Annotated in this window: 20 protein-coding genes; 16 read left to right on the top strand and 4 right to left on the bottom strand. The window is 43.6% G+C overall.

The window, feature by feature from the left end; genetic code table 11:
- Nucleotides 1-47 precede the first annotated feature (47 nt).
- The 7 genes from acnA to ACQ4XT_RS15685 all read left to right on the top strand — a co-directional run bounded on the left by acnA (nt 48) and on the right by ACQ4XT_RS15685 (nt 7,325).
- A complete protein-coding gene (gene acnA / locus ACQ4XT_RS15715; protein WP_446854496.1) occupies nt 48-2,753 on the top strand; it encodes an aconitate hydratase AcnA in 2,706 nt (901 codons plus the stop codon).
- Nucleotides 2,754-3,037: 284 nt separating this feature from the next.
- A complete protein-coding gene (locus tag ACQ4XT_RS15710; protein ID WP_446854495.1) occupies nt 3,038-3,610 on the top strand; it encodes a TlpA family protein disulfide reductase in 573 nt (190 codons plus the stop codon).
- 51 nt (nt 3,611-3,661) lie between these two features.
- Nucleotides 3,662-3,805: an FbpB family small basic protein gene (locus ACQ4XT_RS15705; protein WP_446854494.1), complete on the top strand. Its 144-nt coding sequence runs from the start codon at nt 3,662-3,664 to the stop codon at nt 3,803-3,805.
- 144 nt (nt 3,806-3,949) lie between these two features.
- Nucleotides 3,950-4,195: a small acid-soluble spore protein Tlp gene (gene tlp, locus ACQ4XT_RS15700; RefSeq protein ID WP_371933347.1), complete on the top strand. Its 246-nt coding sequence runs from the start codon at nt 3,950-3,952 to the stop codon at nt 4,193-4,195.
- Between the two features lie 132 nt (nt 4,196-4,327).
- Complete coding sequence (locus ACQ4XT_RS15695) at nt 4,328-6,592, top strand: AAA family ATPase (RefSeq protein ID WP_446855704.1); 2,265 nt, start codon at nt 4,328-4,330, stop codon at nt 6,590-6,592.
- Nucleotides 6,592-7,017 carry an acyl-CoA thioesterase gene (locus ACQ4XT_RS15690; RefSeq protein ID WP_446854493.1) on the top strand — a complete coding sequence of 142 codons (426 nt, stop codon included), beginning with the start codon at nt 6,592-6,594 and terminating at the stop codon, nt 7,015-7,017. The genes ACQ4XT_RS15695 and ACQ4XT_RS15690 overlap by 1 nt, the downstream gene beginning before the upstream one ends.
- On the top strand, nt 7,017-7,325 hold the full coding sequence (locus ACQ4XT_RS15685) for a hypothetical protein (RefSeq protein ID WP_446854492.1): 309 nt from the start codon (nt 7,017-7,019) through the stop codon (nt 7,323-7,325). The genes ACQ4XT_RS15690 and ACQ4XT_RS15685 overlap by 1 nt, the downstream gene beginning before the upstream one ends.
- Before the next feature lie 17 nt (nt 7,326-7,342).
- Here the strand turns inward: ACQ4XT_RS15685 and ACQ4XT_RS15680 are convergent, their stop codons facing one another.
- The 4 genes from ACQ4XT_RS15680 to plsY form a co-directional block, all read right to left on the bottom strand.
- Complete coding sequence (locus ACQ4XT_RS15680; protein WP_146816278.1) at nt 7,343-7,633, bottom strand: HesB/YadR/YfhF family protein; 291 nt, start codon at nt 7,631-7,633, stop codon at nt 7,343-7,345.
- A 61-nt stretch (nt 7,634-7,694) separates the two neighbouring features.
- Complete coding sequence (gene yidD / locus ACQ4XT_RS15675; RefSeq protein WP_446854491.1) at nt 7,695-7,949, bottom strand: membrane protein insertion efficiency factor YidD; 255 nt, start codon at nt 7,947-7,949, stop codon at nt 7,695-7,697.
- 9 nt (nt 7,950-7,958) lie between these two features.
- Entirely contained in the window at nt 7,959-8,891 is a 933-nt protein-coding gene (gene folE2 / locus ACQ4XT_RS15670) for a GTP cyclohydrolase FolE2 (RefSeq protein WP_446854490.1), read from the bottom strand.
- A gap of 175 nt (nt 8,892-9,066) precedes the next feature.
- The gene (gene plsY / locus ACQ4XT_RS15665) at nt 9,067-9,648 is read right to left on the bottom strand and encodes a glycerol-3-phosphate 1-O-acyltransferase PlsY (protein WP_446854489.1); all 582 of its coding nucleotides are present in this window, start codon (nt 9,646-9,648) and stop codon (nt 9,067-9,069) included.
- A 258-nt stretch (nt 9,649-9,906) separates the two neighbouring features.
- Here plsY and ACQ4XT_RS15660 point away from each other — a divergent pair, with 258 nt between their 5' ends.
- The 9 genes from ACQ4XT_RS15660 to ACQ4XT_RS15620 all read left to right on the top strand — a co-directional run bounded on the left by ACQ4XT_RS15660 (nt 9,907) and on the right by ACQ4XT_RS15620 (nt 22,910).
- Nucleotides 9,907-10,977: an ABC transporter ATP-binding protein gene (locus ACQ4XT_RS15660; protein WP_446854488.1), complete on the top strand. Its 1,071-nt coding sequence runs from the start codon at nt 9,907-9,909 to the stop codon at nt 10,975-10,977.
- Nucleotides 10,974-12,500, top strand: coding sequence for an ABC transporter permease/substrate-binding protein (locus ACQ4XT_RS15655; RefSeq protein WP_446854487.1), 1,527 nt, complete (start codon nt 10,974-10,976; stop codon nt 12,498-12,500). Before ACQ4XT_RS15660 ends, ACQ4XT_RS15655 begins: the two co-directional genes overlap by 4 nt.
- 11 nt (nt 12,501-12,511) lie before the next feature.
- The gene (locus ACQ4XT_RS15650; RefSeq protein WP_446854486.1) at nt 12,512-12,925 is read left to right on the top strand and encodes a CoA-binding protein; all 414 of its coding nucleotides are present in this window, start codon (nt 12,512-12,514) and stop codon (nt 12,923-12,925) included.
- A gap of 436 nt (nt 12,926-13,361) precedes the next feature.
- A complete protein-coding gene (parE, locus tag ACQ4XT_RS15645) occupies nt 13,362-15,344 on the top strand; it encodes a DNA topoisomerase IV subunit B (protein ID WP_446854485.1) in 1,983 nt (660 codons plus the stop codon).
- Between the two features lie 15 nt (nt 15,345-15,359).
- Nucleotides 15,360-17,816, top strand: a complete 2,457-nt coding sequence (parC, locus tag ACQ4XT_RS15640) for a DNA topoisomerase IV subunit A (RefSeq protein ID WP_446854484.1) — start codon at nt 15,360-15,362, stop codon at nt 17,814-17,816.
- A gap of 213 nt (nt 17,817-18,029) precedes the next feature.
- A complete protein-coding gene (locus ACQ4XT_RS15635) occupies nt 18,030-18,659 on the top strand; it encodes a TetR/AcrR family transcriptional regulator (RefSeq protein WP_446854483.1) in 630 nt (209 codons plus the stop codon).
- Nucleotides 18,660-18,731: 72 nt separating this feature from the next.
- Nucleotides 18,732-19,874: an acyl-CoA dehydrogenase gene (locus tag ACQ4XT_RS15630; protein ID WP_226589597.1), complete on the top strand. Its 1,143-nt coding sequence runs from the start codon at nt 18,732-18,734 to the stop codon at nt 19,872-19,874.
- 22 nt (nt 19,875-19,896) lie between these two features.
- Nucleotides 19,897-21,537, top strand: coding sequence for an AMP-binding protein (locus ACQ4XT_RS15625; protein ID WP_446854482.1), 1,641 nt, complete (start codon nt 19,897-19,899; stop codon nt 21,535-21,537).
- A gap of 17 nt (nt 21,538-21,554) precedes the next feature.
- On the top strand, nt 21,555-22,910 hold the full coding sequence (locus ACQ4XT_RS15620) for an acetyl-CoA carboxylase biotin carboxylase subunit (RefSeq protein ID WP_446854481.1): 1,356 nt from the start codon (nt 21,555-21,557) through the stop codon (nt 22,908-22,910).
- Nucleotides 22,911-22,913 lie beyond the last annotated feature (3 nt).

Raw genomic sequence — 22,913 nt, 5'->3', positions numbered from 1 at the left:
CTTAAAAAGGGTCACTATTTGAATATTGATGAGGGGGTAAAAGGAATATGGCTAGCAATGCTTTTAATGCTCGCAAACAATTTGAACTCAATGGCCAAACGTACAACTATTACGATTTGAAAGCCTTAGAAGATGCGGGACATGGTAAGATTTCCCGTCTACCTTTCTCCATCCGTATCCTACTAGAATCTCTTTTACGTCAACATGACGGACGCGTCATCAGCGATGATCATGTCGAGAGTCTAGCAAACTGGGGAACTGAAAAATCAAAAGGGGAAGATGTACCGTTCAAACCTTCCCGCGTTATCCTGCAAGACTTCACCGGCGTACCTGCCGTCGTCGATCTGGCATCTCTTAGAAAAGCGATGGTGGATATGGGAGGAAGCCCTGACAAAATCAACCCGGAAGTTCCTGTTGATCTTGTTATTGACCACTCTGTACAAGTAGACAAGTATGGTACTCCTGATGCCTTGAATGTGAACATGGAGCTCGAATTCGAACGAAATGAAGAGCGTTATGAATTCCTTCACTGGGCTCAAAAAGCGTTCGATAACTATCGTGCAGTTCCACCTGCAACAGGTATCGTTCACCAGGTAAACCTTGAATACATCGCAAATGTCGTTCACGCGAAAGAAAACGAGAACGGCTCTTATGATACTTATCCTGATACACTTGTCGGAACCGACTCACATACAACGATGATCAATGGTCTTGGTGTCCTGGGTTGGGGTGTTGGTGGTATTGAAGCTGAAGCTGGAATGCTTGGTCAGCCGTCTTACTTCCCAGCTCCTGAAGTGATTGGAGTGAAGCTGAATGGTAGCTTCCCACAAGGAACAACAGCTACTGACTTAGCACTGAAAGTCACTCAAAAGCTGCGTGAACAAAACGTAGTTGGTAAATTCGTTGAATTCTTCGGCCCGGGGCTGCAGGAAATGCCTTTGGCTGATCGTGCGACGATTTCCAATATGGCTCCTGAATATGGTGCGACATGTGGTTTCTTCCCGGTTGACGGAGAGTCTCTTGAATACCTTCGCCTTACAGGTCGTAGCGAAGAGCAAATCAAGCTTGTAGAAGAATACTGCAAGAAGAACAGCCTGTGGTATGATCCGTCCTTCGAGGATCCGGAATTTACATCATTGGTTGAAATCGATCTCGGTGAATTAGAGCCGAACTTGTCCGGACCAAAACGTCCTCAAGACTTGATTCCTCTTTCTCAAATGAAAGAATCATTTGAAAAGGCAATTACAGGTCCAGCAGGCAACCACGGTTTTGGCCTAGATAAATCAGAGTTCGATAAGGAAGTTGAAGTGCAGTTCGATAATGGCGATAAGTCCATCATGAAGACTGGTGCTCTTGCTATTGCTGCCATCACTTCTTGTACAAACACATCCAACCCTCACGTTATGCTTGGAGCTGGCCTTGTCGCCAAGAAAGCAATTGAAAAAGGATTGCAGGTTCCTGACTATGTGAAGACATCATTAGCACCGGGATCCAAGGTTGTTACTCGATATCTTGAAGATTCAGGGCTGATGACCTATCTTAACGACCTAGGATTCAACCTCGTTGGATATGGATGTACGACATGTATCGGTAACTCCGGTCCGTTACTGCCTGAAATCGAAAAAGCGATTGCTGACAGTGATTTGACAGCTTCTTCTGTCTTGTCTGGTAACCGTAACTTCGAAGGACGTATCCACCCTCTAGTAAAAGCCAACTACCTGGCTTCTCCGCCACTAGTTGTCGCTTATGCACTTGCGGGAACTGTGGATATCGATCTGAAAAATGAGCCAATCGGAAAAGACAGTGAAGGAAACAACGTTTATTTCAATGATATTTGGCCTTCCCAGGAAGAGATCAAATCAGAAATTTCCCGTGTTGTTACTCCAGAAATTTTCCGTAAAGAGTATGAAAATGTATTCAACTCGAACGAAAAATGGAACGAAATCGAAACAACGGATGAGCCATTGTATGACTGGAATGACAAATCCACATACATTCAGAATCCTCCGTTCTTCGAAGGGCTTTCCAGTGAACCTGAAACGGTTAAACCATTGGAAGGGATGCGCGTCATCGGTAAATTCGGTGATTCCGTAACCACGGACCACATTTCTCCAGCAGGTGCGATTCCGAAAGATATGCCTGCAGGGGAGTACTTGCAGGACAATGGCGTAAGTCCTCGTAACTTCAACTCCTACGGCTCTCGTCGTGGTAACCATGAAGTTATGATGCGTGGTACGTTTGCAAATATTCGTATCCGTAACCAGTTGGCTCCAGGTACAGAAGGTGGTTTCACTACGTACTGGCCGACAGAAGAAGTGATGCCGATCTATACAGCGGCTATGAAGTACCAGCAAGACCAGACTCCATTGATGGTCATTGCCGGTAATGACTACGGTATGGGAAGCTCCCGTGACTGGGCTGCCAAGGGTACGGATCTTCTTGGAATTAAGACGGTCATCGCGGAAAGCTTCGAGCGTATCCACCGTTCAAATCTTGTCATGATGGGGGTTCTTCCATTACAGTTTAAGCCGGAAGATAGCATCGAGTCCCTTGGTTTGACAGGCCGTGAAACTTTCGATGTAAAAGTCGGAGAAGATGTTAAACCACGTGACCTTGTCAAAGTGACCGCTACAGATGAAGAAGGCAATAAGAAAGAATTTGAAGTCATCGCCCGCTTTGACAGTGAAGTGGAAGTCGACTACTACCGACATGGTGGTATTCTACAAATGGTTCTGCGTAACAAATTGAGCTAAATTTCTTTCTAAAGATCGCCCTTATAAGGGCGATCTTTTTATTCTTCTCAAGACGACACGGACAATGATCGAACATGCACAAAGCTAACTGGTAAATGGATCATTATTATATGCCTAATTACTCTCTATTCAAACTTAGTAGCAACTCCGAATTATAATCAAAATCAAAACATATCAATAACGATTCTTCTACATTTTCAGATAAAGCTTTACAAGCATAAATGGTTTTCTTTATTCTTATACATAAAACAGTAACGTTTGGATCATGGACGGAGGCTATCATCATGAAACAATGGTTAGCAACGGCTTTCCTGGTTATACTTTTAGGTCTCGTTATTTTTACAACCTTTTCTGAGGAAGATGAAAAGAAGCAGCAAAAATCTTCTGCTAATCAGGAAACAGGGATGGTTGCACCGAATGCCCCCGATGGATTACAAGTAGGGGAGCAGGCTCCGAATTTCAGCCTAGAAACGGTAAACGGAGAAACCGTTAAACTTTCTGATTATCGCGGTAAAAAAGTTTTCCTCAATTATTGGGCCACTTGGTGTCCCCCCTGCCGTGAAGAAATGCCTGAAATGCAGAAATTCCATGAAAAATATGGAGATGACGTAGTCGTTTTGGCTGTTAACGGTACGGGGACAGAGAAAAAAAGGGAAGATGTTGACCGTTTTGTTAAAGAGGGAGGTTACACATTTCCCATTTTGCTTGACAAGGAGCTTGAAATTAATCAGACCTATCAGATTCTATCCATCCCTACGACTTATTTCATAGGTACGGATGGTGTCATTCAAGAACCAAGAATCGTTGGCCCTATGACCTATGAAATGATGGAAAAGAAGAAAGATGCGCTGAAATAGGAATATTTTTATCAATTCATGGAAATCCTACCTATAAAAGGAGAGATATCCATGAGAAAACACAAAAGCATATCTTTTGAAGAACGTGTGAAAGAAAATATCCGTTCCATCAAAGCTGATCAAAAGCTATTGGACCAGATCGATGAACGGATTGAAAAGCGTCACAATGCGCGTATGAAGCAAATCCCATCGTAACCGGGGTTTGTTTTTGTATATAGTGTAATCCATTGAGGAAGGAGCATGCTCCTTCCTTTTTCTATTCATAATTCGTCCTCTTCCAGGGAAAAGTAAAGGATGACTCATCAAGGGTCCATTGATATGAACAGGAGGGAAACGAACATGTCCCATAAGCAACAGCATATGGCTAACCAGAAACCAAATCCTGACAATCGCGCAGATAACGTCGATCGTCTTCAAGAAAAAGTCACGGATACAATTGAAAACATTGAAGCTTCCCATGATGCTATGCAATTTGCATCTGAAGAAGAAAAGAGAAACATCGAAAAGAAAAATAAACGAAGAAACCAATCGTTAGAAGCTATGCGTGATGAAATCAAGGACGAAGCCCGTCATCAACAATATTAACGTGCTGAGCAACCGCTTCTCTTTAGAGAAGCGGTTTTTTCTCTATTCCGTGTAGGTTTAAGGCATCTTCATCTACATTAAATCTTGACTATGATAAAATGGATATCGGCGATAGAAAAGGAAGTGATGAAGATGTTAGACCAACTGAAAGAGTGGAATAGTTTAGAACAACAGCCTCCGATTTCTGAAATGGAGGCTTTACGATATATGGACCAAACGGATGGGGAGCATGAGAAAGAAGCTAAAGCTTTGCTTTATGTCACGCTAGCCTATCATCGGATTAAAAGACACCCGGGGGACGATCCTCTTGCAGAACAGTTCATTGATGAGGCGCGGGTTCTCAATCCTTCTCACCCCTTAGTAGCGGCATTGTATGAGTCTCAACAGTTGATGCAGGCCTATACACTTTTGAAAAAAACACCTCTTGATCAGTGGATCCTTCATGAAACGGATCATGATTCAGCAAAAGCCAAAAAAGCGAAAGCCATTTATTCTGATGTATGTAATTTGAAAGAGCAGTGGGACGAAGATCTAGCTAAAAAGACAATCATTGACGCCTCCAGCCGTTTGACATTGTATCAGGATGTCTATGAGGAACTGTCTGATTTGGAACAGATGCTGGAAGAAGCCATCAATTCCATTGAAAATAGACGTATTCGAGTTCCTGTAAAAGAAATCAACGATCGTACAAGACGTCTTTCGGACAATCAGGATGAGATTTACAAACGATTGCCAGGTTTTCTGACTGATCAATCGATTCAAAATCCTTTGGAAGCTTTCGATCAAATGGTAGGGTTGCATGATGTGAAAACATATATACGCCGGTATTATCACTTTTTAAGATACCAGCAGCAAAGAAAGAACTATGGTTTTTCCATGGTAGATGAACCTGGGTTACATATGATCATTACTGGAAATCCCGGTACGGGAAAAACAACGATTGCCCGGCTGCTTGCTAATATTTACCATGAGCTTGGAATACTGGATACAAAAGAAGTGGTGGAAGTGAATCGGTCCCACCTTGTCGGATCTTATGTAGGCCAAAGTGAAGAGAATACGATGAACTACGTCAAACAAGCAATCGGTGGTGTGTTGTTCATCGACGAAGCATACAGCCTGAAAAGGGAAGGTCAAACAGGAAATGATTATGGACAAGCAGTCATTGACACCCTTGTATCTGCCATGACGAGCAAAGAATATGGAGGGAAGTTCGCCGTCATTTTAGCTGGTTATCCAGAAGAAATGCGCCAGTTTTTATGGTCAAACCCAGGCCTAAGAAGTCGTTTTCCTGAACAAAACCATATCGAACTTCCTGATTATCATATGGATGAATTGTTGACAATTGCTGAGCAGACGGCAACCGACAATGATTTCTTTTTTACAAGAGCTGCATTGAACCAATTCACCTCGCTTATTGATCAAGAGCGTGTGGATGACTCATTCGGCAATGCGCGTACGGTTAAGAATCTAGTATTAAAGACTGTATTCCAAAAAGGAGCGAAGGAAGCAGAGCAGGATAAGCATCATTGGCTGGATCATATGAGGATATCTAAGGATGATCTTGCATGGGAGATAGAAACAGATGAAGACGAGCGGTCTCCGATGCAACGCCTGGATGAACTGATTGGTTTGTCTAATGTCAAAGAAGAAGTGAAAAAACTGTCTTCCTTCGTTCAAGCCCAGCAAAAAAGGAAAGAGAAAGGGTACCCTGTCGTCCCTATCCAATTACACTCCGTATTCTCAGGAAACCCTGGAACCGGAAAAACAACGGTTGCAGAAATCTATGCAGATGTCTTGAAAGAATGTGGGTTGTTAAAGAGAGGTCATACTGTGGTCGTCTCAAGGAGCGATCTTGTCGCTGGGTATGTAGGACAGACGGCCATCAAAACAAAACGGAAGATCCGGGAAGCTCTCGGCGGTGTCTTGTTTATTGATGAAGCCTATTCGTTATACAACGGTGGTAGAGATGATTTTGGTAAAGAAGCTATTGAAACACTCGTCGACGAAATGACCAAACACAATGAAAACCTTGTTGTTGTCCTAGCTGGTTATCAACGGGAAATGGAGCAGTTGGTGGAGAGCAACCCAGGATTGTCTTCAAGGTTTAAGAAATATTTCCACTTCCCGGATTATACAGAGGAAGAGCTGATTGCCATGACTCACTATCAAGCCAAACAATACGGGTATCATTTTAATGAATGGGCAGAATCCTTCCTTTTAGAAAAATATACGGAGCACAAAGTCCGGGGGAACGGACGATTCATCAATAATCTTGTGAACGAAGCGATCCAATTCCAGGCGATTCGCATTATGGAAAATGAAGCGGAAGACATGAATGAACTCGAACTCGTTGATTTGGAAAAAGCATGGCAGATGGTGCGAAGGGAGTCTTCTTAATGAAAGTGGTCGAAACACCAATTCAAGTAAGGTATCAGGAAACAGATATGATGGGTGTCGTTTACCATGCCAACTATCTAGTGTGGTTTGAGATTGGACGAACATCTTTCATTGAAAAGCTTGGTTTTATGTATTCTGAAATTGAAAAGCAGGGGGTTGTTTCTCCTGTCATTGATGCTCAGATGAGCTTTAAGAAACCTGTGAAATACGGCGACGATGTCCATGTACGGACATGGGTGGAAAGTTATGATGGTCTCCGTGTTTCCTACGGCTATGAAGTAGCGTTCAAAAATGGTGATGTAGCAGTTACAGGTGTAACGAAACATGTCATCGTGAAAAAAGAGAACTTCAAACCTGTATCGATCAGGCGTAGCTTTCCAGAATGGCATGAAGCTTATTTGGCTGCCATGGAGCCTGAATCCTAATGGCTTTTGGTGTGAAAAAGGCGGAACTGAAGGATTGGAAAGTGAAAGTAAAGCAAGGGGAGATTGCTATTTTGACTCATTTCTGGCTGGATGACCGTTTCCCTGGTTGCGATACAGTCACAAAAGTCGGTTGTTCTGATCTCAACAAACTGAAAGCGTGGGGTAAACAATACGGTTTAGAGCCGGGGTGGATCCATAACGATCCATCCTTCCCTCATTTTGATTTATTTGGGGACCGTCAACTGCATATATTGAAAGAAGAAGGGTGTTGGGAACAAATTCACCGGTTCCAATTACACAAAAAATAAGACGCCGTATCGGCGTCTTATTTTTTGTATTCAAATGATGGCTCATTCCATTTTTCGTCCAGCGTAACTTCCAATGAATGTTCATCAAAATACCACTCATCGTCCGCTTCAATAAAGAAATGAATCGGGCCGGTTGTCGTTTCTGCAATTGGTTCTTCAGGATCCTCTAATTTGATGGCAAGAGAAAATCCAGGTTGAAGTCCACCAACGCCGCCATAACGGACGTAAAATCTTAAGTCGACGTTCCCATCAATATCAAGTTCCTCTTCATACCATTTCGCTGCTTCTTCTGTTACTGTTAAGTTCATTAGATCATCTCCTGTAATGGGGTACGTGTTTGTCTCTTTCCTCTGTCGTCGTTTTATAAACCTATTTTTCAGGAGAAGACGGCTCAGAGCTATCGTTGGATTGCTTCATAGGTACAGGGTCAAATCCTCCCGGATGGAAAGGATGGCACTTAAGAATTCTTTTGACAGTCAAATAACTGCCTTTGAAAAAACCGAAACGGCGAAAAGCCTCCAACCCGTATTCTGAACAAGTGGGTTGAAACCTGCAAGATGGTGGAAAAAAAGGACTGATGCCCTTGCGGTAAAATTGAATCAAGGCAATCATGATTTGTTTCATCCGCTTCTTTTACTCAGCTTCCTTTTTCTTATCATAACTGAGGGTAGCCACCGCATCATGCAGGTGAATGGATTCTTCATTGCGGCACTTCACTGAGAATGCTTCTATAAAGGAATACTCATAAAGATCGGCAGCAACTAGTCTTACGATATCCTCAACAAATCGAGGGTTCTCATAGGCTTGTTCTGTTACCATCTTTTCATCTGGACGTTTTAATACCGGGTGGATGCGGGCGCTTGCATTGCTTTCTGCTGCTTCTAGAAGCGCTGCTTTCCAATCCATTTCCTGCTCGTCAAAGTCATCCGTCAATTTCACACTCATGGTTACATTTCCTCGTTGGTTGTGCGCACTATATTCACTGATTTCTTTGGAACAAGGGCAAAGCGTCGTGATTTTCCCAGTAAGAGTAACGGTCACATCATGCCCTGTTTCCTTGTCATACTCGACGCGGATGGTTGCATCCGCATGGTTCATTCCTGTAAGGCCAGAGTATGGACCTTTTCGTTCAAAGAACCATGGAAAAGTCACTTCAACTTCCGCATCTGATTGCTTGAGGCGGCCGGCCAGCTCTTCGGTGAATTGTTTTAGTGTGACAATGTCAACGGCAAATCCCTCATTGTGATATTTATCGAGCTGCTCCGTGAAGCGGCTCATATTCGTACCTTTGCTCCCTTGAGCAATGGAGGACCCGAATGAAAAGGTTCCGATGGTTGTCTGGATCTCTGTCGTCATCGTGCTGGGAATACGAATGGGGTGCTTCACACTGGAAATCCCCACCATATCAATTTCGAATAAAAAGTCTTTTTTTGAGTTTTGAAGGTCAGCCATTTGGTCCTTTTCCATAGGTTTTGTCCGTGGACCCGGCTCCACGGAGCCGAATAATTTATGGCGTTCTTTTTTGGATGGCAGTTGTTTGTTTTGGTTCAATTCAGTCTTATTCATAACAAAGACTCCTTTCAGGCCTTCTTTCTATGTCAAAGTATACAATATGTATTTCTGATTATACAATGGATTGCTTGATGAGTGTGCATTTATAGAATACACCATAAAAGAAAGCCTATCCTTCTATAGGATAGACTATCTCCGCAATCGTTACCCTTTTAAGCTTGAATAGTTTTTACATCCATGTGATTTTTGGCTCGGTTTTATTCATGATCCTCTTTATGTTGGCACGGTGGCGGTAGATGACGAAGATGGTAAACAGGGAAAGGATGATGGTCAAACCGTACTCCTTTACGACTATAGTCGCGACAATGCCAACGATCCCGCTTACCATAGAAGATAAGGAGACGTATTTACTTAAATATAGGACAATGAAAAAAGACAATAAGAGGATAGCAAAAATGAGTGGGTTGACACCCAGGATCACACCTCCGGATGTAGCGACAGCTTTTCCGCCTTTAAAGCCCGCAAATACAGGGTACATGTGACCTACAACCGCAAAAATACCTATAACTAGAGGAATGACTTCAGCCCCCATAAAATAAGGAAGAGCGGCGGCTAACGTCCCTTTCAAAATATCAGCGAGAGTAACAATCAAACCTGCTTTGATCCCCAATACTCGGAATGTGTTCGTACCTCCAAGGTTTCCACTTCCATGTTCACGAATATCCGTATCGTAACCGATTTTACCTACAATTAACCCTGAAGGGATGGATCCGAGGAGATAGGCAACGAGGATATAGAGTACATATTCCAATAAGTTCAACTCCTTCTGCACTTTCTACTATTTTATCATGGGCTTCATAGATAAAGAACTCTTATTTCATAAGGCAGCTTCTCTATTATATCAATTTAGTACCAGGTATCAAGTTGTTTTAATAGTATAGAAGGAACCTCCCGGCATAGTGTTGGAAAATAGTACGTGAATAAGAGGCAGGAGAATTGCAAAATGTTTCAGATTGTGGAAATGTGGTTATAGAAATAGGTCTTTTATTTTTTGTTTAGGGGGAAAACGATGATCACGTTCACAGATGTAACGAAGACGTACCCGGATGGAACGACAGCGTTGAAGAACATAAACTTAGAAGTGCAAGAAGGAGAAATGCTCGCGCTGATCGGTCCAAGCGGCTGTGGGAAAACAACTACGATGAAAATGATTAACCGTCTGATTCATCCGACAGAAGGGACTATTACCATACATAATAAAGATATTAGAGAATACAACATTCACGAACTACGCTGGAATATCGGCTATGTGTTACAGGAAATTGCTCTCTTTCCACATATGACGGTAGAAGAGAACATATCCGTTGTACCGGAAATGAAGAAATGGAAGAAAAAGGATTTATCAAAACGGATTGATGAATTGATGAATATGGTTGGACTGAATCCGGAAAAGCACCGCAAAAGAAAACCGAGTGAACTCTCCGGCGGCCAGCAGCAACGGGTCGGAGTCATAAGAGCATTAGCCGCAGATCCTGACATAATACTAATGGATGAACCATTCAGTGCCCTCGATCCAATCAGCAGGGAACAGTTGCAAAACGACATCCGTCAATTGCAGAAAGAAATCAAGAAAACGATTGTCTTCGTCACCCACGATATGGACGAAGCCCTCGCACTTGGCGATCGTGTCTGCCTAATGAAAGCAGGGGAAATCGTCCAGTTGGATACACCACAAAACCTCATATTGAATCCATCCAATGCGTTTGTTGAAGATTTTATCGGAGGAAGAAAAACTCCTTGGCAGACAGCCGTGGATGTCATCATGAATCATGCTGAAAAGCGTGTCGTATCAGAAAAAGACTATAAAGAAGGGCATATTGTTCTGGATGGGCCTTTTGCCCTTGAAAACCACAACGGGACGTATCAGGGGATGATTGAGGATGGAAATCAAGTGCAAGCGCCTCCGTTATCCAATGATATGATTTTGAGAGACGCGGTTCGAATCTTTGAAGAGGGTCACTCCTCGATCCTGCCAGTCGTAAAAGGTGACCAACTGATTGGTACGTTATCTTACAGGGATATTGTCCTCTACCTTAAAGAGCAGTCACGTAAAAAGGAAGAGGAGGTTGAAAATAAATGAGTGGGTTTTTAGATGTTTTTAACCAAAGGCAGGGCATTCTTTTAGAGAAAATATGGGAACACCTGCAAATATCCATTATTGCATTAGTGATTGCTACACTGATCTCCCTCCCTCTTGGATTGTGGCTGACAAGAAAGCAGAGAATTGCAGAACCAATTATCGGTATGACGGCCGTTCTGCAGACGATTCCAAGCCTTGCAGTACTGGCATTTCTCATCCCGTTTTTCGGTATTGGTCAAACACCAGCTATCATCGCTCTTGCTGCCTACGGGCTGCTTCCTATTCTTAGAAATACTTACACAGGAATCAAGGAAGTAGACCCAGCTTTAAAGGAAGCGGCCACAGGGATGGGCATGAAATCATTCAGACGTCTTTCTAAGATTGAATTACCGATCGCCATGCCTGTCATTATGGCTGGAATACGCACATCCATGGTACTGATCGTAGGTACGACAACCATTGCTGCCCTTATTGGTGCAGGAGGACTTGGTGACTTAATTCTACTCGGTTTGGATAGAGGGGGAGATGCCAACCTTATCTTGCTTGGAGCCATTCCAGCTGCATTACTAGCCATTATTTTGGATCTTATTCTACGTCTATTTGAACGAACGTCAGCCAAATCCGGCTTCCGTTCACTCGTCAGTTTATTAGTGATTGCAGCATTGATTGCTGTTGGTCCTTTAGCGTTCGGAGGAAAAGTGAAGAATGACTTAACACTGGGAGCTAAGCTTGGATCGGAGCCTGCTATTCTCATTAATATGTATAAGCTTTTAATAGAAGAAGAAACAGACTTGAGTGTAGGTCTTGAACCGAATTTAGGAAAAACGGATTTGGTTTTTAGTGCTTTGGAAGAAGGAAGTATTGATATTTATCCTGAATTCACGGGAACCGCTATCGTTTCTCTTTTAGGAGAGGAAGCGAACAGTAATGAACCACAAGAAGTATACGAGCAGGCAAAAGAAGGCATGGCAGCAACCTATGACATGGCCTTTTTACAACCGATGCAGTTCAACAATACCTACGCTGTAGCAACTACTCAGGAACTTGCAGAGCAGTACGATCTGGAAACGATCGGGGATCTGAAACCAGTTGAGGATCAAATTACAGCTGGGTTCACACTCGAATTCAATGATCGTCAGGACGGGTATCAAGGTATGAAAGAAATATACAATTTGAACCTTGGAGAAGTCCGTACAATGGACCCTGGTTTGAGGCAGGGAGCTATTGAGAGTGGAGAAGTCGACATTATTGATGCTTACGCTACAGATAGTTATATGGTTGACCTTAATTTGAAAGTATTAAAAGATCCGGAGAATCTATTTCCACCTTACCAGGGCGCCCCATTGATGAGGCAGGAAACCTTAGATCAATATCCAGAGCTTGAAGATGTCCTGAATCAATTGGGAGGAAAGATTACTGGTGATAAAATGAGGGAAATGAACTACCAGGTTGATTTTGAAGACCGCGACCCTGAAGAAGTGGCAAGAGAATATTTAGTCAGTGAAGGGTTAATCGATGAATAGGAGGTTTAAAGATGACTTTTGAAAATCCGTCCAATGCAGAGATTCGAGACCTGCTGGCCCAATCGAAGACGATTGCTGTCGTAGGACTTTCCGATAAACCTCACCGCACGTCTTATCAAGTGAGTGAGGCGATGCAGAATGCAGGGTATAAGATCATCCCGGTGAACCCCCAAATTACGGAGTCCCTTGGGGAAAAAGCCGTGGCGAGCCTTCGGGATATCCAGGAACCTGTAGATATTATCAATGTCTTTCGAAGATCCGAACATCTGCCGCAAATTGCAGAGGAATCGAAAAATATTGAAGCTAAAGCCTTTTGGGCTCAACAAGGGGTGTATTCTGAAGAAGCGGATCACATCCTGAAAGACGATGCAAAGCTTGTCATCATGGACTCTTGCATTAAAGTCGCCCATGCGATTTACAGGTAGAAAAATAAGATTGAAAATGAAAAAATCCCTGTTCACTCAGGGGTTTTTTCATGTTTTTTGGAAGATTTATGTTTGCGAAACCTTATAAAATCGCTACAATATAACAAGCGACGTTTTCTTGTTAGAGACATCGAACAGCTCTAAAAACAGAAAAGGTCCCTTTCTTAGAAAGACTTTTTTTATTTGGAGAGCTAATGTTTAACAGTGCGGTTGTCTAAGAAACAATAAGAAGTGTAAGCGAAATCAGACGGGATGCTTCTACGATCCCATCACTTGTGCGGGGTTTTTCGGCCTTCTCTAGATCATAAGCCAATCAATGGAGTGGAAGAGAGAGACTCCACACCGTTGATTGACTTATGTCGTGAGTGTTGAAGTACCTGGAGTTGCACTCATCGTTTACATAATCGAACGTTTGTTCTATTATTGATGTAGCAGTGTGTTAGAGAAAGGAGCCGATGGTAAATTGTCGAGTCAAAATCAAACGTATTCAGATGATTCTATTCAAGTGCTGGAGGGATTGGAGGCCGTTCGGAAACGACCGGGGATGTATATTGGATCCACGGATCATAGAGGTCTGCACCATCTCGTTCACGAAATTGTAGATAACGCGATCGATGAGGCGTTATCTGGATTCGGCGAAAAAATGACTGTCACGCTCCATAAAGATGGTAGTGTATCGGTTCAGGATGAAGCGCGGGGAATGCCTACAGGGATGCATAAAACAGGAAAACCCACACCTGAGGTCATTTTAACCGTCCTTCACGCAGGAGGAAAGTTCGGACAAGGAGGCTATAAATCCTCAGGGGGACTGCATGGTGTCGGAGCATCTGTTGTGAATGCTCTCTCCGAATGGCTGGAAGTACACATCTGCAGAGATGGCGAGAAATTTTATCAAAGATTCGAGAATGGAGGCGTTCCTGTTACTTCCCTGGAAAATAAAGGAACGACACGTAAAACAGGGACCACGATTCGTTTCAAACCGGACGCTTCTATTTTTTCAATAACCAAGTTTAATTTTGAAACCTTATCGGAACGTTTACGAGAAGCAGCCTTCCTGTTGAAAGGATTCCGTATTGTCCTTGTGGATGAACGAAAAGAAACGGTCAAAGAAGAATATCAATATGATGACGGGCTGGTCTCATTCGTCGAATATTTAAATGAAGAAAAAGATACACTGCATTCCGTCGTCTCTTTCGAGGGAAGTCATAGTGGAATTGAGGCAGATTTTGCTTTTCAATTCAATGACGGGTTTGCAGAGAACATCTTATCCTTTGTCAATAATGTACGTACAAAAGATGGAGGAACCCACGAATCCGGAGCTAAAACAGCCATCACTAGGGTCTTCAATGACTATGCAAGACGAGCCCAACTTCTAAAGGATAAGGACAAGAATTTAGAAGGAAACGATATCAGAGAAGGATTCACCGCCGTTATATCGGTAAGGATTCCAGAAGAACTCCTTCAATTTGAAGGACAAACCAAGAGTAAACTGGGCACATCTGAAGCTCGTTCTGCCGTTGACGGCATTGTCGCTGAGCAGTTGTCTTATTTCCTTGAAGAAAATCCGGATGTCGCTTCAATGCTCATTAAAAAAGCAATCAAAGCAAAAGAAGCAAGAGAAGCTGCAAGGAAAGCGAGAGAAGATGCTCGTTCAGGAAAGAAAAAGAAACGGAAGGATACGCTTTTAAGCGGGAAGCTCACACCAGCTCAATCCAAAAATGCCAAGAAAAACGAGTTGTACCTCGTGGAGGGAGACTCAGCCGGCGGATCAGCTAAACAGGGGCGTGACCGGAAATTCCAGGCCGTCCTTCCTTTGCGGGGAAAAGTAATCAATACAGAGAAAGCGAAAATCGCGGATATTTTCAAAAATGAAGAAATCTCCACAATTATTCATACCATTGGCGCTGGAGTCGGTGGGGACTTTACGCTTGAAGACTGTAACTATGATAAAATCGTCATCATGACCGATGCCGATACTGATGGCGCGCACATTCAGGTGCTTTTATTGACCTTCTTTTACAGATACATGCGACCGCTTGTAGAAGCAGGGAAGGTCTTCATAGCTCTTCCACCCCTTTATAAAGTTTCAAAAGGAAAAGGGAAGAAAGAAAAAATTGAATATGCGTGGGACGAAGAAGGCATGCAGAAGATCTTGAAGGAATTTAAGAACGGTTATTCGATCCAACGATACAAAGGTTTAGGTGAAATGAATGCCGATCAGCTTTGGGAAACGACGATGAACCCCGAATCACGCACATTAATCCGTGTAACAATTGACGATATCGCCCGTGCTGAACGCAGGGTGACGACGTTGATGGGAGATAAAGTTGAACCTCGCCGGAAATGGATTGAATCCCATGTCGCTTTTGGACTAGAAGATGAAGCGAGCATACTAGAAAACGATAAAATACAGACGTAAAAGGGGGACCTTCTGTTGGCAGAGGCAGAGAAGTTTTTAGATTTACCATTAGAAGAAGTTCTCGGAGACCGCTTCGGGAGATATAGTAAATACATTATCCAGGAACGCGCCCTCCCTGATGCCAGGGACGGCCTGAAGCCTGTACAGAGGCGTATCCTTTATGCGATGCACCAGGAAAAAAACACCCACGACAAAGCTTACCGGAAATCCGCGAAAACGGTGGGTACCGTTATCGGTAACTATCACCCTCATGGCGATACATCCGTTTACGATGCGATGGTCCGGTTAAGCCAAACGTGGAAAGTAAGAAAATCTTTGGTAGAAATGCACGGAAATAACGGAAGTGTCGATGGTGATCCGCCTGCGGCGATGCGTTATACAGAAGCAAGACTTTCCGCTATTTCATCTGAACTGCTCAGGGATATTGAAAAACAGACGGTGGAGTTTATTCCGAACTTTGACGATACAATCGATGAACCGACCGTTCTCCCTGCGAAGTTTCCGAACCTTCTTGTTAACGGATCAACTGGGATATCCGCAGGTTATGCGACAGAAATCCCTTCCCACAACCTCGGAGAAGTGATCGATGCGGTCATTATGAAGATCGATAAACCTCAAGCGACTGTACCGGAGCTGATGACCAAATTGAAAGGTCCGGATTTCCCAACCGGCGGAATCATCCAGGGGATTGACGGTATTCAAAAAGCCTATGAAACAGGAAGAGGGAAAATCGTTCTGCGTGGACGTGCAGAAATCCAAGAGCAGCGCGGAGGACGTGAACAAATCGTCATTGACGAAATTCCTTTTGAAGTGAACAAGGCAAGCATGGTCAAACGAATGGATGAACTGAGAATCGATAAAAAAGTCGAAGGAATCGCTGAAGTTCGTGATGAAACGGATCGTACAGGCCTGAGGGTCGTCATTGATCTGAAAAAGGATGCGAACAGTGAAGGTGTTCTCAATTATCTTTACAAACATACAGACCTTCAGATCTCTTACAACTTCAATATGGTCGCCATCCATGAACGGACACCAAGCCTTATGAGTCTTCCAATGATGCTTGATGCCTATATCAAGCACCAGAAAGAAGTGGTCACAAGACAATCGATCTATGACTTGAATAAAGCGAAGTCTCGTGCTCATATTGTGGAGGGCCTGATCAAAGCGATTTCCATCTTGGATGATGTTATCGCAACAATTCGCAGCTCCAAAGACAAAGCGGATGCAAAGAAACAGCTCATTGCAAGCTATGATTTCACTGAAGAACAATCAGAAGCGATCGTCACCTTGCAGCTGTATCGCTTGACAAATACAGATATTACAGCTTTGCAAAAAGAAGCGGATGAACTTCAACAGCAAATCGAGTACTTAGAGAGCCTTTTATCCAGTGAACATGAGATGATGAAGGTCATTAAAGCCGATCTTCGTTCTATGAAAAAACAATACAACGATGACCGTATGACAAAGATTGAGGAAAAAGTGGAAGAGTTGAAAGTAGACCTCGAAGTGACAGTCGCGAGTGAAGATGTGCTCGTTTCCGTGACGAAAGATGGGTATATCAAGCGGACTAGTCTCCGTTCCTATGCGGCATCGAACGGGGAAGATTTTGCTTTGAAAGACGGCGACCACCTGTTAGGTCTATTTGAAATCAATACGACGGACACCATTTTACTCTTTACGAACCTCGGTAAATATTTATTCTTACCTGTTCATAAACTGCCGGATATCCGGTGGAAGGATCTTGGGCAGTACATTTCAAACATCGTCCAGGTCGACAAAGAAGAATATATCGTCGAAGCGATCCCTGTTCGGGACTTTACATCAGAGGAATACCTCATTTTCTTCACGAAGAACGGAATGGTGAAGAAAAGCGATTTGCAGCTCTATCAAGCGCAGCGGCATTCCAAGGCCCTTGTTGCTATCAATCTGAAAAATGATGATGAAGTCGTGGATGTCCACAAAACGGATGGCAAGGCGGATTTGTTTATTGCTACGAAGAAAGCTTACGGCCTTTGGTACCATGAAGAAGAAGTGAACACCGTCGGCCAGCGGGCAGCAGGTGTCAAAGCGATCAACCTGAAAGAAGAGGATGAAGTAGTTTCTGGACAGTTGTTCAGAGCGTCCGAGGACCCTTCCATCCTTCTGACCACTCACCGTGCGGCGGTGAAACGCATGCGGTTGAAAGAGTTTGAGCGAACCACGCGGGCAAAACGCGGGGTGCTCATGTTAAGAGAGTTGAAGAAGAATCCGCATCAATTAGTGGATGTGCATCTTGTGAACAGAGATGACCAAGTGATGATCATGACAGAAAAACAAGAAACCATTGTCGTCGACACGATGGACTTTAAAGCAAATGATCGATACAGCAACGGTTCTTATGTCCTGGATACCGAAGAAAAAGGACAAGCGGAAGAAGCATGGATTAAACCGGTCTACCGTGTTCCGTTTGAAAAAGAATCCGATAGCCAATGATAAGTAAAGCCCTCTGCGTTCAGAGGGCTTTTTTGTATGGAAGTAAAAAGTGCATCCCTCCCTCTATCTTAATCGGATTGGTTTATCTCTCACCTGGTAATCGATAGGTTTAGCAGGATGTATGGATACGGATTTGAAGTCATTCTTTAGACCGTTGTATTTTCAGAAAAATGTGATAAAATGAGTGTATATTCAGCAGATGGGAGTTGATGTATGAGCGATTTGCGAGAAAAAATCATCCAGACATCTTTAGAGTTGTTCGACCGCCATGGTTTTCACGGCGTTTCAGTAAAGCAGATTGTACAGCAAACCAACACATCAAAAGGCGGCTTCTATCATCACTTTCAGTCAAAGGATGAACTTCTATTCGTCATTCACGACACGTTTATTACATATGTATTGAAGGAAGCACAGGCCGCTAACGTAACTCATTCTTCTCCTATACCGAAAGTACAGGCGATCATACAATCGTTTGTCCAAGTGTTCGACTTGTACAAACCACATATCTCGGTGTTTTATCAGGAAAGCCTGTATTTGAAACCGGCGTATGAGGAAGAGATCAAAGGTAAGCGCGATGAATTCAAACGCATGGTGTTCGATGTCATTGCGGAAGGACAGGAGTCTGGTCACTTTCGTAGAGAACTTCCGCTTGAGATCACCGGCATGGCGATCTTGGGTATGGTCAACTGGATTTATAAATGGTATCGGAGGGATGGGACTTACACCATCGATCAAATCGCAGAGGTTTTTACTGATCTGGTGCTGCACTTTTTGCTTCCAGGTAAAGAAGACAGTGAATACTTCCGTCATATGTTAAAAGTTCCTTTTTTTTATGAAAGCTAGTAAACGCTTTCATTATATTTTTCATTACAACAGACCAACCAGTCGGTCTTTATTTCCCTAAGGAGGAATCATATGAACTTCGATTTAACGAAAGAGCAGGAAATGACAAGAAAGATGGTCCGTGATTTTTCAGAGGATGTAATCGCCCCGCGAGCAGTAGACATCGATATTAACAGTGAATTCCCGAAGGATATCTTCGATGAAATGGGTAAACTGGGACTCTTAGGTATCCCGTTTCCTGAAGAGTATGGCGGTTCAGGAGGAGATACCGTCAGTTATGCTCTTGCTGTAGAAGAGATCGGTCGTGTTTGTGGTTCGACAGGGCTTAGTTACGCAGCCGCTGTTTCTCTAGGAGCGAGTCCCATCTATTATTTCGGGACAGAAGAACAAAAACAGGAATTTCTAACCCCGCTTGCTAAAGGTGAAGGTTTGGCTTCTTTTGGATTGACAGAACCGAATGCAGGTTCAGATGCAGGAGGAACGAAGACGCGTGCCGAATTGAAAGGTGACCACTATGTGATCAATGGTGAAAAGTGCTGGATTACAAATGCTGAATATGCGAGGTCCATCACAGTCACGGCTGTTTCAGGAAAACGCGAAGACGGGAAGAATATCATTTCTGCTTTCATCGTTCCGAAAGATACACCAGGCATGAAGATTACTAGTCCTTATGACAAAATGGGCGTTCGTGGATCGAACACTTCTGAAATTATTTTAGAAGATGTAAAAGTACCGAAAGAAAATATTCTCGGTGACCCAGAAAAAGGGTTCAAACAATTTCTTTATACACTGGATGGTGGAAGGATTTCCATCGCTGCCCTGGCAGTAGGAATCGCGCAAGCCTCATTGGATCGTGCCCTCGCGTATGCGAAAGAACGGAAGCAATTCGGTCAGCCGATAACAAAATTCCAGGCCATTCAGTTTAAGTTGGCCGACATGGCAATGGAAGTGGAACTTGCTCGTAACATGGTTCTAAAAGCGGCCTGGCTGAAAGATCAAGGAAGAAATTTCACGAAAGAATCGGCATATGCGAAACTCTTTGCTTCAGAAACGGCTTTTCGATCTGCGAATCAGGCCATTCAAATTCATGGTGGATATGGTTATATGAGAGAGTACGAAGTTGAACGTTTTCTCCGTGATGCGAAACTCCTGGAGATTGGTGAAGGAACATCTGAAATCCAGCGCTTGGTTATTGCCCGTCAGTTAGGTTGTTAAAAATTTTAAAGGAGGAAATGGTATGTCCCTACTAGAACAGACGGTTGGTGAATTGTTAGAACAGCAGGCAGTGGCCTATCCCGACCATGAGGCGTTCGTTTACCCTGAGCAAGGTCTTAGAAAAACCTATGCTGAATTCAACGAGATGACGGATGAAGTAGCGAAGGGATTCATGGCTCTTGGAATTGAAAAAGGAGAGCATGTCGCTATTTGGTCTGATAACAAGCCGGAATGGCTACAGTCCCAATTCGCTTCTGGTAAAATGGGCGGCGTTCTTGTCACCGTCAATACGAACTATCGTGCTCAGGAGCTTGAATACCTATTAAAACAATCGGATGCGTCCACATTGATTCTTGCTGAAGATTTCAAAGGCACTTCCTACCTTGATATCCTGAAAGAAATCTGTCCTGAGCTTGAAACTTCTGAAAAAGGGGATCTTCAAAGTGATCGTCTCCCATTTCTAAAGAACATCGTTGTCTTAAGTGACAAGTCCTATCGCGGCTGTTATTCATGGCAGGATATCCTTGATATGGCGATGACCGTAACTGACGATGAACTGAAAGAGCGTAAAGAAACCCTCCATCATCGTGATGTGATCAACATGCAGTACACATCAGGAACGACAGGTTTTCCAAAAGGAGTCATGTTAAGTCATTATAATATCGTGAACAATGGAAACCAGGTAGCGGATTGTATGCGCCTGACAGAAGAAGACCGTCTCTGTATACCAGTGCCATTTTTCCATTGTTTCGGATGTGTATTAGGTACGATGGCTGCCGTTTCCAAAGGGACCACGATGGTCATTCTGGAACAGTTTGATCCGAAAAAAGTGCTGCAGGCTGTGAAAGAAGAAAAATGCACAGCATTGCATGGAGTGCCTACCATGTTCATTGCAGAATTGAACCATCCTGAATATGAAGACTTGAAGCCGACGACCTTACGAACAGGAATCATGGCGGGATCCACATGTCCAATGGAAGTCATGAAGAGTGTGATTGAAGATATGGGAGCGGAAGAAATCACGATTGCCTATGGACAGACGGAGTCTTCCCCTGTCATTACGCAGACGAAAGCTGATGATCCGATCGATTTAAGAGTAAGCAGTGTCGGCCAGGCTCATCCGAATGTCGAAGTGAAAATTATTGAGCCTGCTACAGGTGAGGAAGTCGACACAGGTGTTCCTGGTGAACTCTGTACGAGAGGCTACCTTGTTATGGAAGGGTATTACAAAAACGAGGAAGCGACGATGACTGCGATCGATCCGGATGGCTGGCTTCATACGGGAGATATTGCGGTCATGGATGAAAATGGATACATCGAAATCACCGGTAGAATGAAAGACATGATTATTCGCGGTGGCGAAAATGTCTATCCGAGAGAAATTGAAGAATTTTTGTATCAGCATCCGGACATTCTTGATGTGCAAGTGGTCGGAGTCCCTGATGAGAAGTATGGGGAGGAGATCATGGCATGGATTATTCCGAAAGAAGGCAAGGAATTAAATGAAAGCGATATCAGAGAGTTCAGCGAAGGTAAAATTTCGAAACATAAAATTCCTCGTTATATAAGCTTCACGGATCAATATCCAATGACAGCGAGCGGAAAAATCCAGAAGTTCAGACTTCGGGAACACGCACTTGAAATGATGAACCTAAAATCCTAATAGAGAGGTGATCACTGTTGTTTCAAAAAATCCTAATTGCTAACCGGGGAGAAATTGCTTCCCGAATTATTCGGACGTGTCAAAGGCTGAACATCCAGACAGTCGCTGTCTATTCAGAAGCGGATCAACATGCGCCTTATGTACAAATGGCGGATGAGAGTCATCTCATTGGTAAGCCTCGAGTCAATGAATCGTACTTGAATATCGATAAAATTTTACAAGTAGCCAAAGACTCTGGAGCGGAAGCGATTCACCCGGGTTATGGCCTTTTGAGCGAAAATGCGGCGTTTGCAAGGAGAACCGAAGAAGCAGGCTTAACATTTATCGGGCCGAATGCGGATGTCATCGCGAAAATGGGAGATAAGATTGCCGCAAGAGCGGAAATGAAAGCGGCCGGTGTTCCAATCATCCCTGGAACGGAAGATGCTGTGGCTAATACAGAGGATGCAAAGAAAATTGCGGGTGAATTCGGTTATCCGGTCATGCTGAAAGCAGCAGCGGGCGGTGGTGGCATCGGGATGCAGGCGGTCTATAACGATGAAGAACTTGAAAAAGCGTTTGAAGGCAACTCCAAACGTGCCCAGGCCTTTTTTGGGGACGGGAAAATGTTCATCGAGAAATTGATCGAGCATCCGCGTCATATCGAAATTCAAGTGTTAGCGGATCGTCACGGAAATGCAGTTCATTTATTTGAACGTGAGTGCTCGATACAACGCAGGCACCAAAAAGTCGTTGAAGAGGCTCCATCACCAGTTCTATCCGAAGAAACTCGAGAAAAAATGGGTGAAAGCGCCCTTAAAGCGGTATCTTCGCTTGGCTATTCCAATGCCGGTACGATTGAGTTTTTAGTTGATGATGAAGAGAATTTTTATTTCCTTGAAATGAATACCCGCTTACAAGTCGAGCACCCGGTCACGGAGCAGATCACAGGAATCGACCTAGTCGAACAACAGCTGAGGGTAGCGGATGGTGAAAAATTATCCCTTAGGCAGAAGGATTTGACCATCAATGGACACGCGATTGAAGTGAGAATTTATGCAGAGGATCCAAATACTTTCTATCCTTCTCCAGGAAAATTATCGAAAATGGTCCTGCCTGAAGGACCTGGTGTCCGGCATGAGTTAGCGGTAGAAGGGGATTCCCAAGTGACGCCATTCTATGATCCTATGATAGCTAAACTCGTCGTTCATGGAGAGAATCGCGAGGACGCTATAGAACGACTAACAAAAGCCCTTCATGAGTACGAAATTGAAGGTATCAAATGTAACCTGACGATGCTGAAGCGCGTCGTCACCCATGAGAAGTTCAAAGAAGGCGAAACAAAAACCACATTCGTAGAAAACTATTATCTACCAACATTGACGAATCATTAAGGA

This window comes from Halobacillus sp. 12SKB, from assembly GCF_052941655.1.
This window is presented reverse-complemented; position numbering and strand designations above follow the sequence as displayed.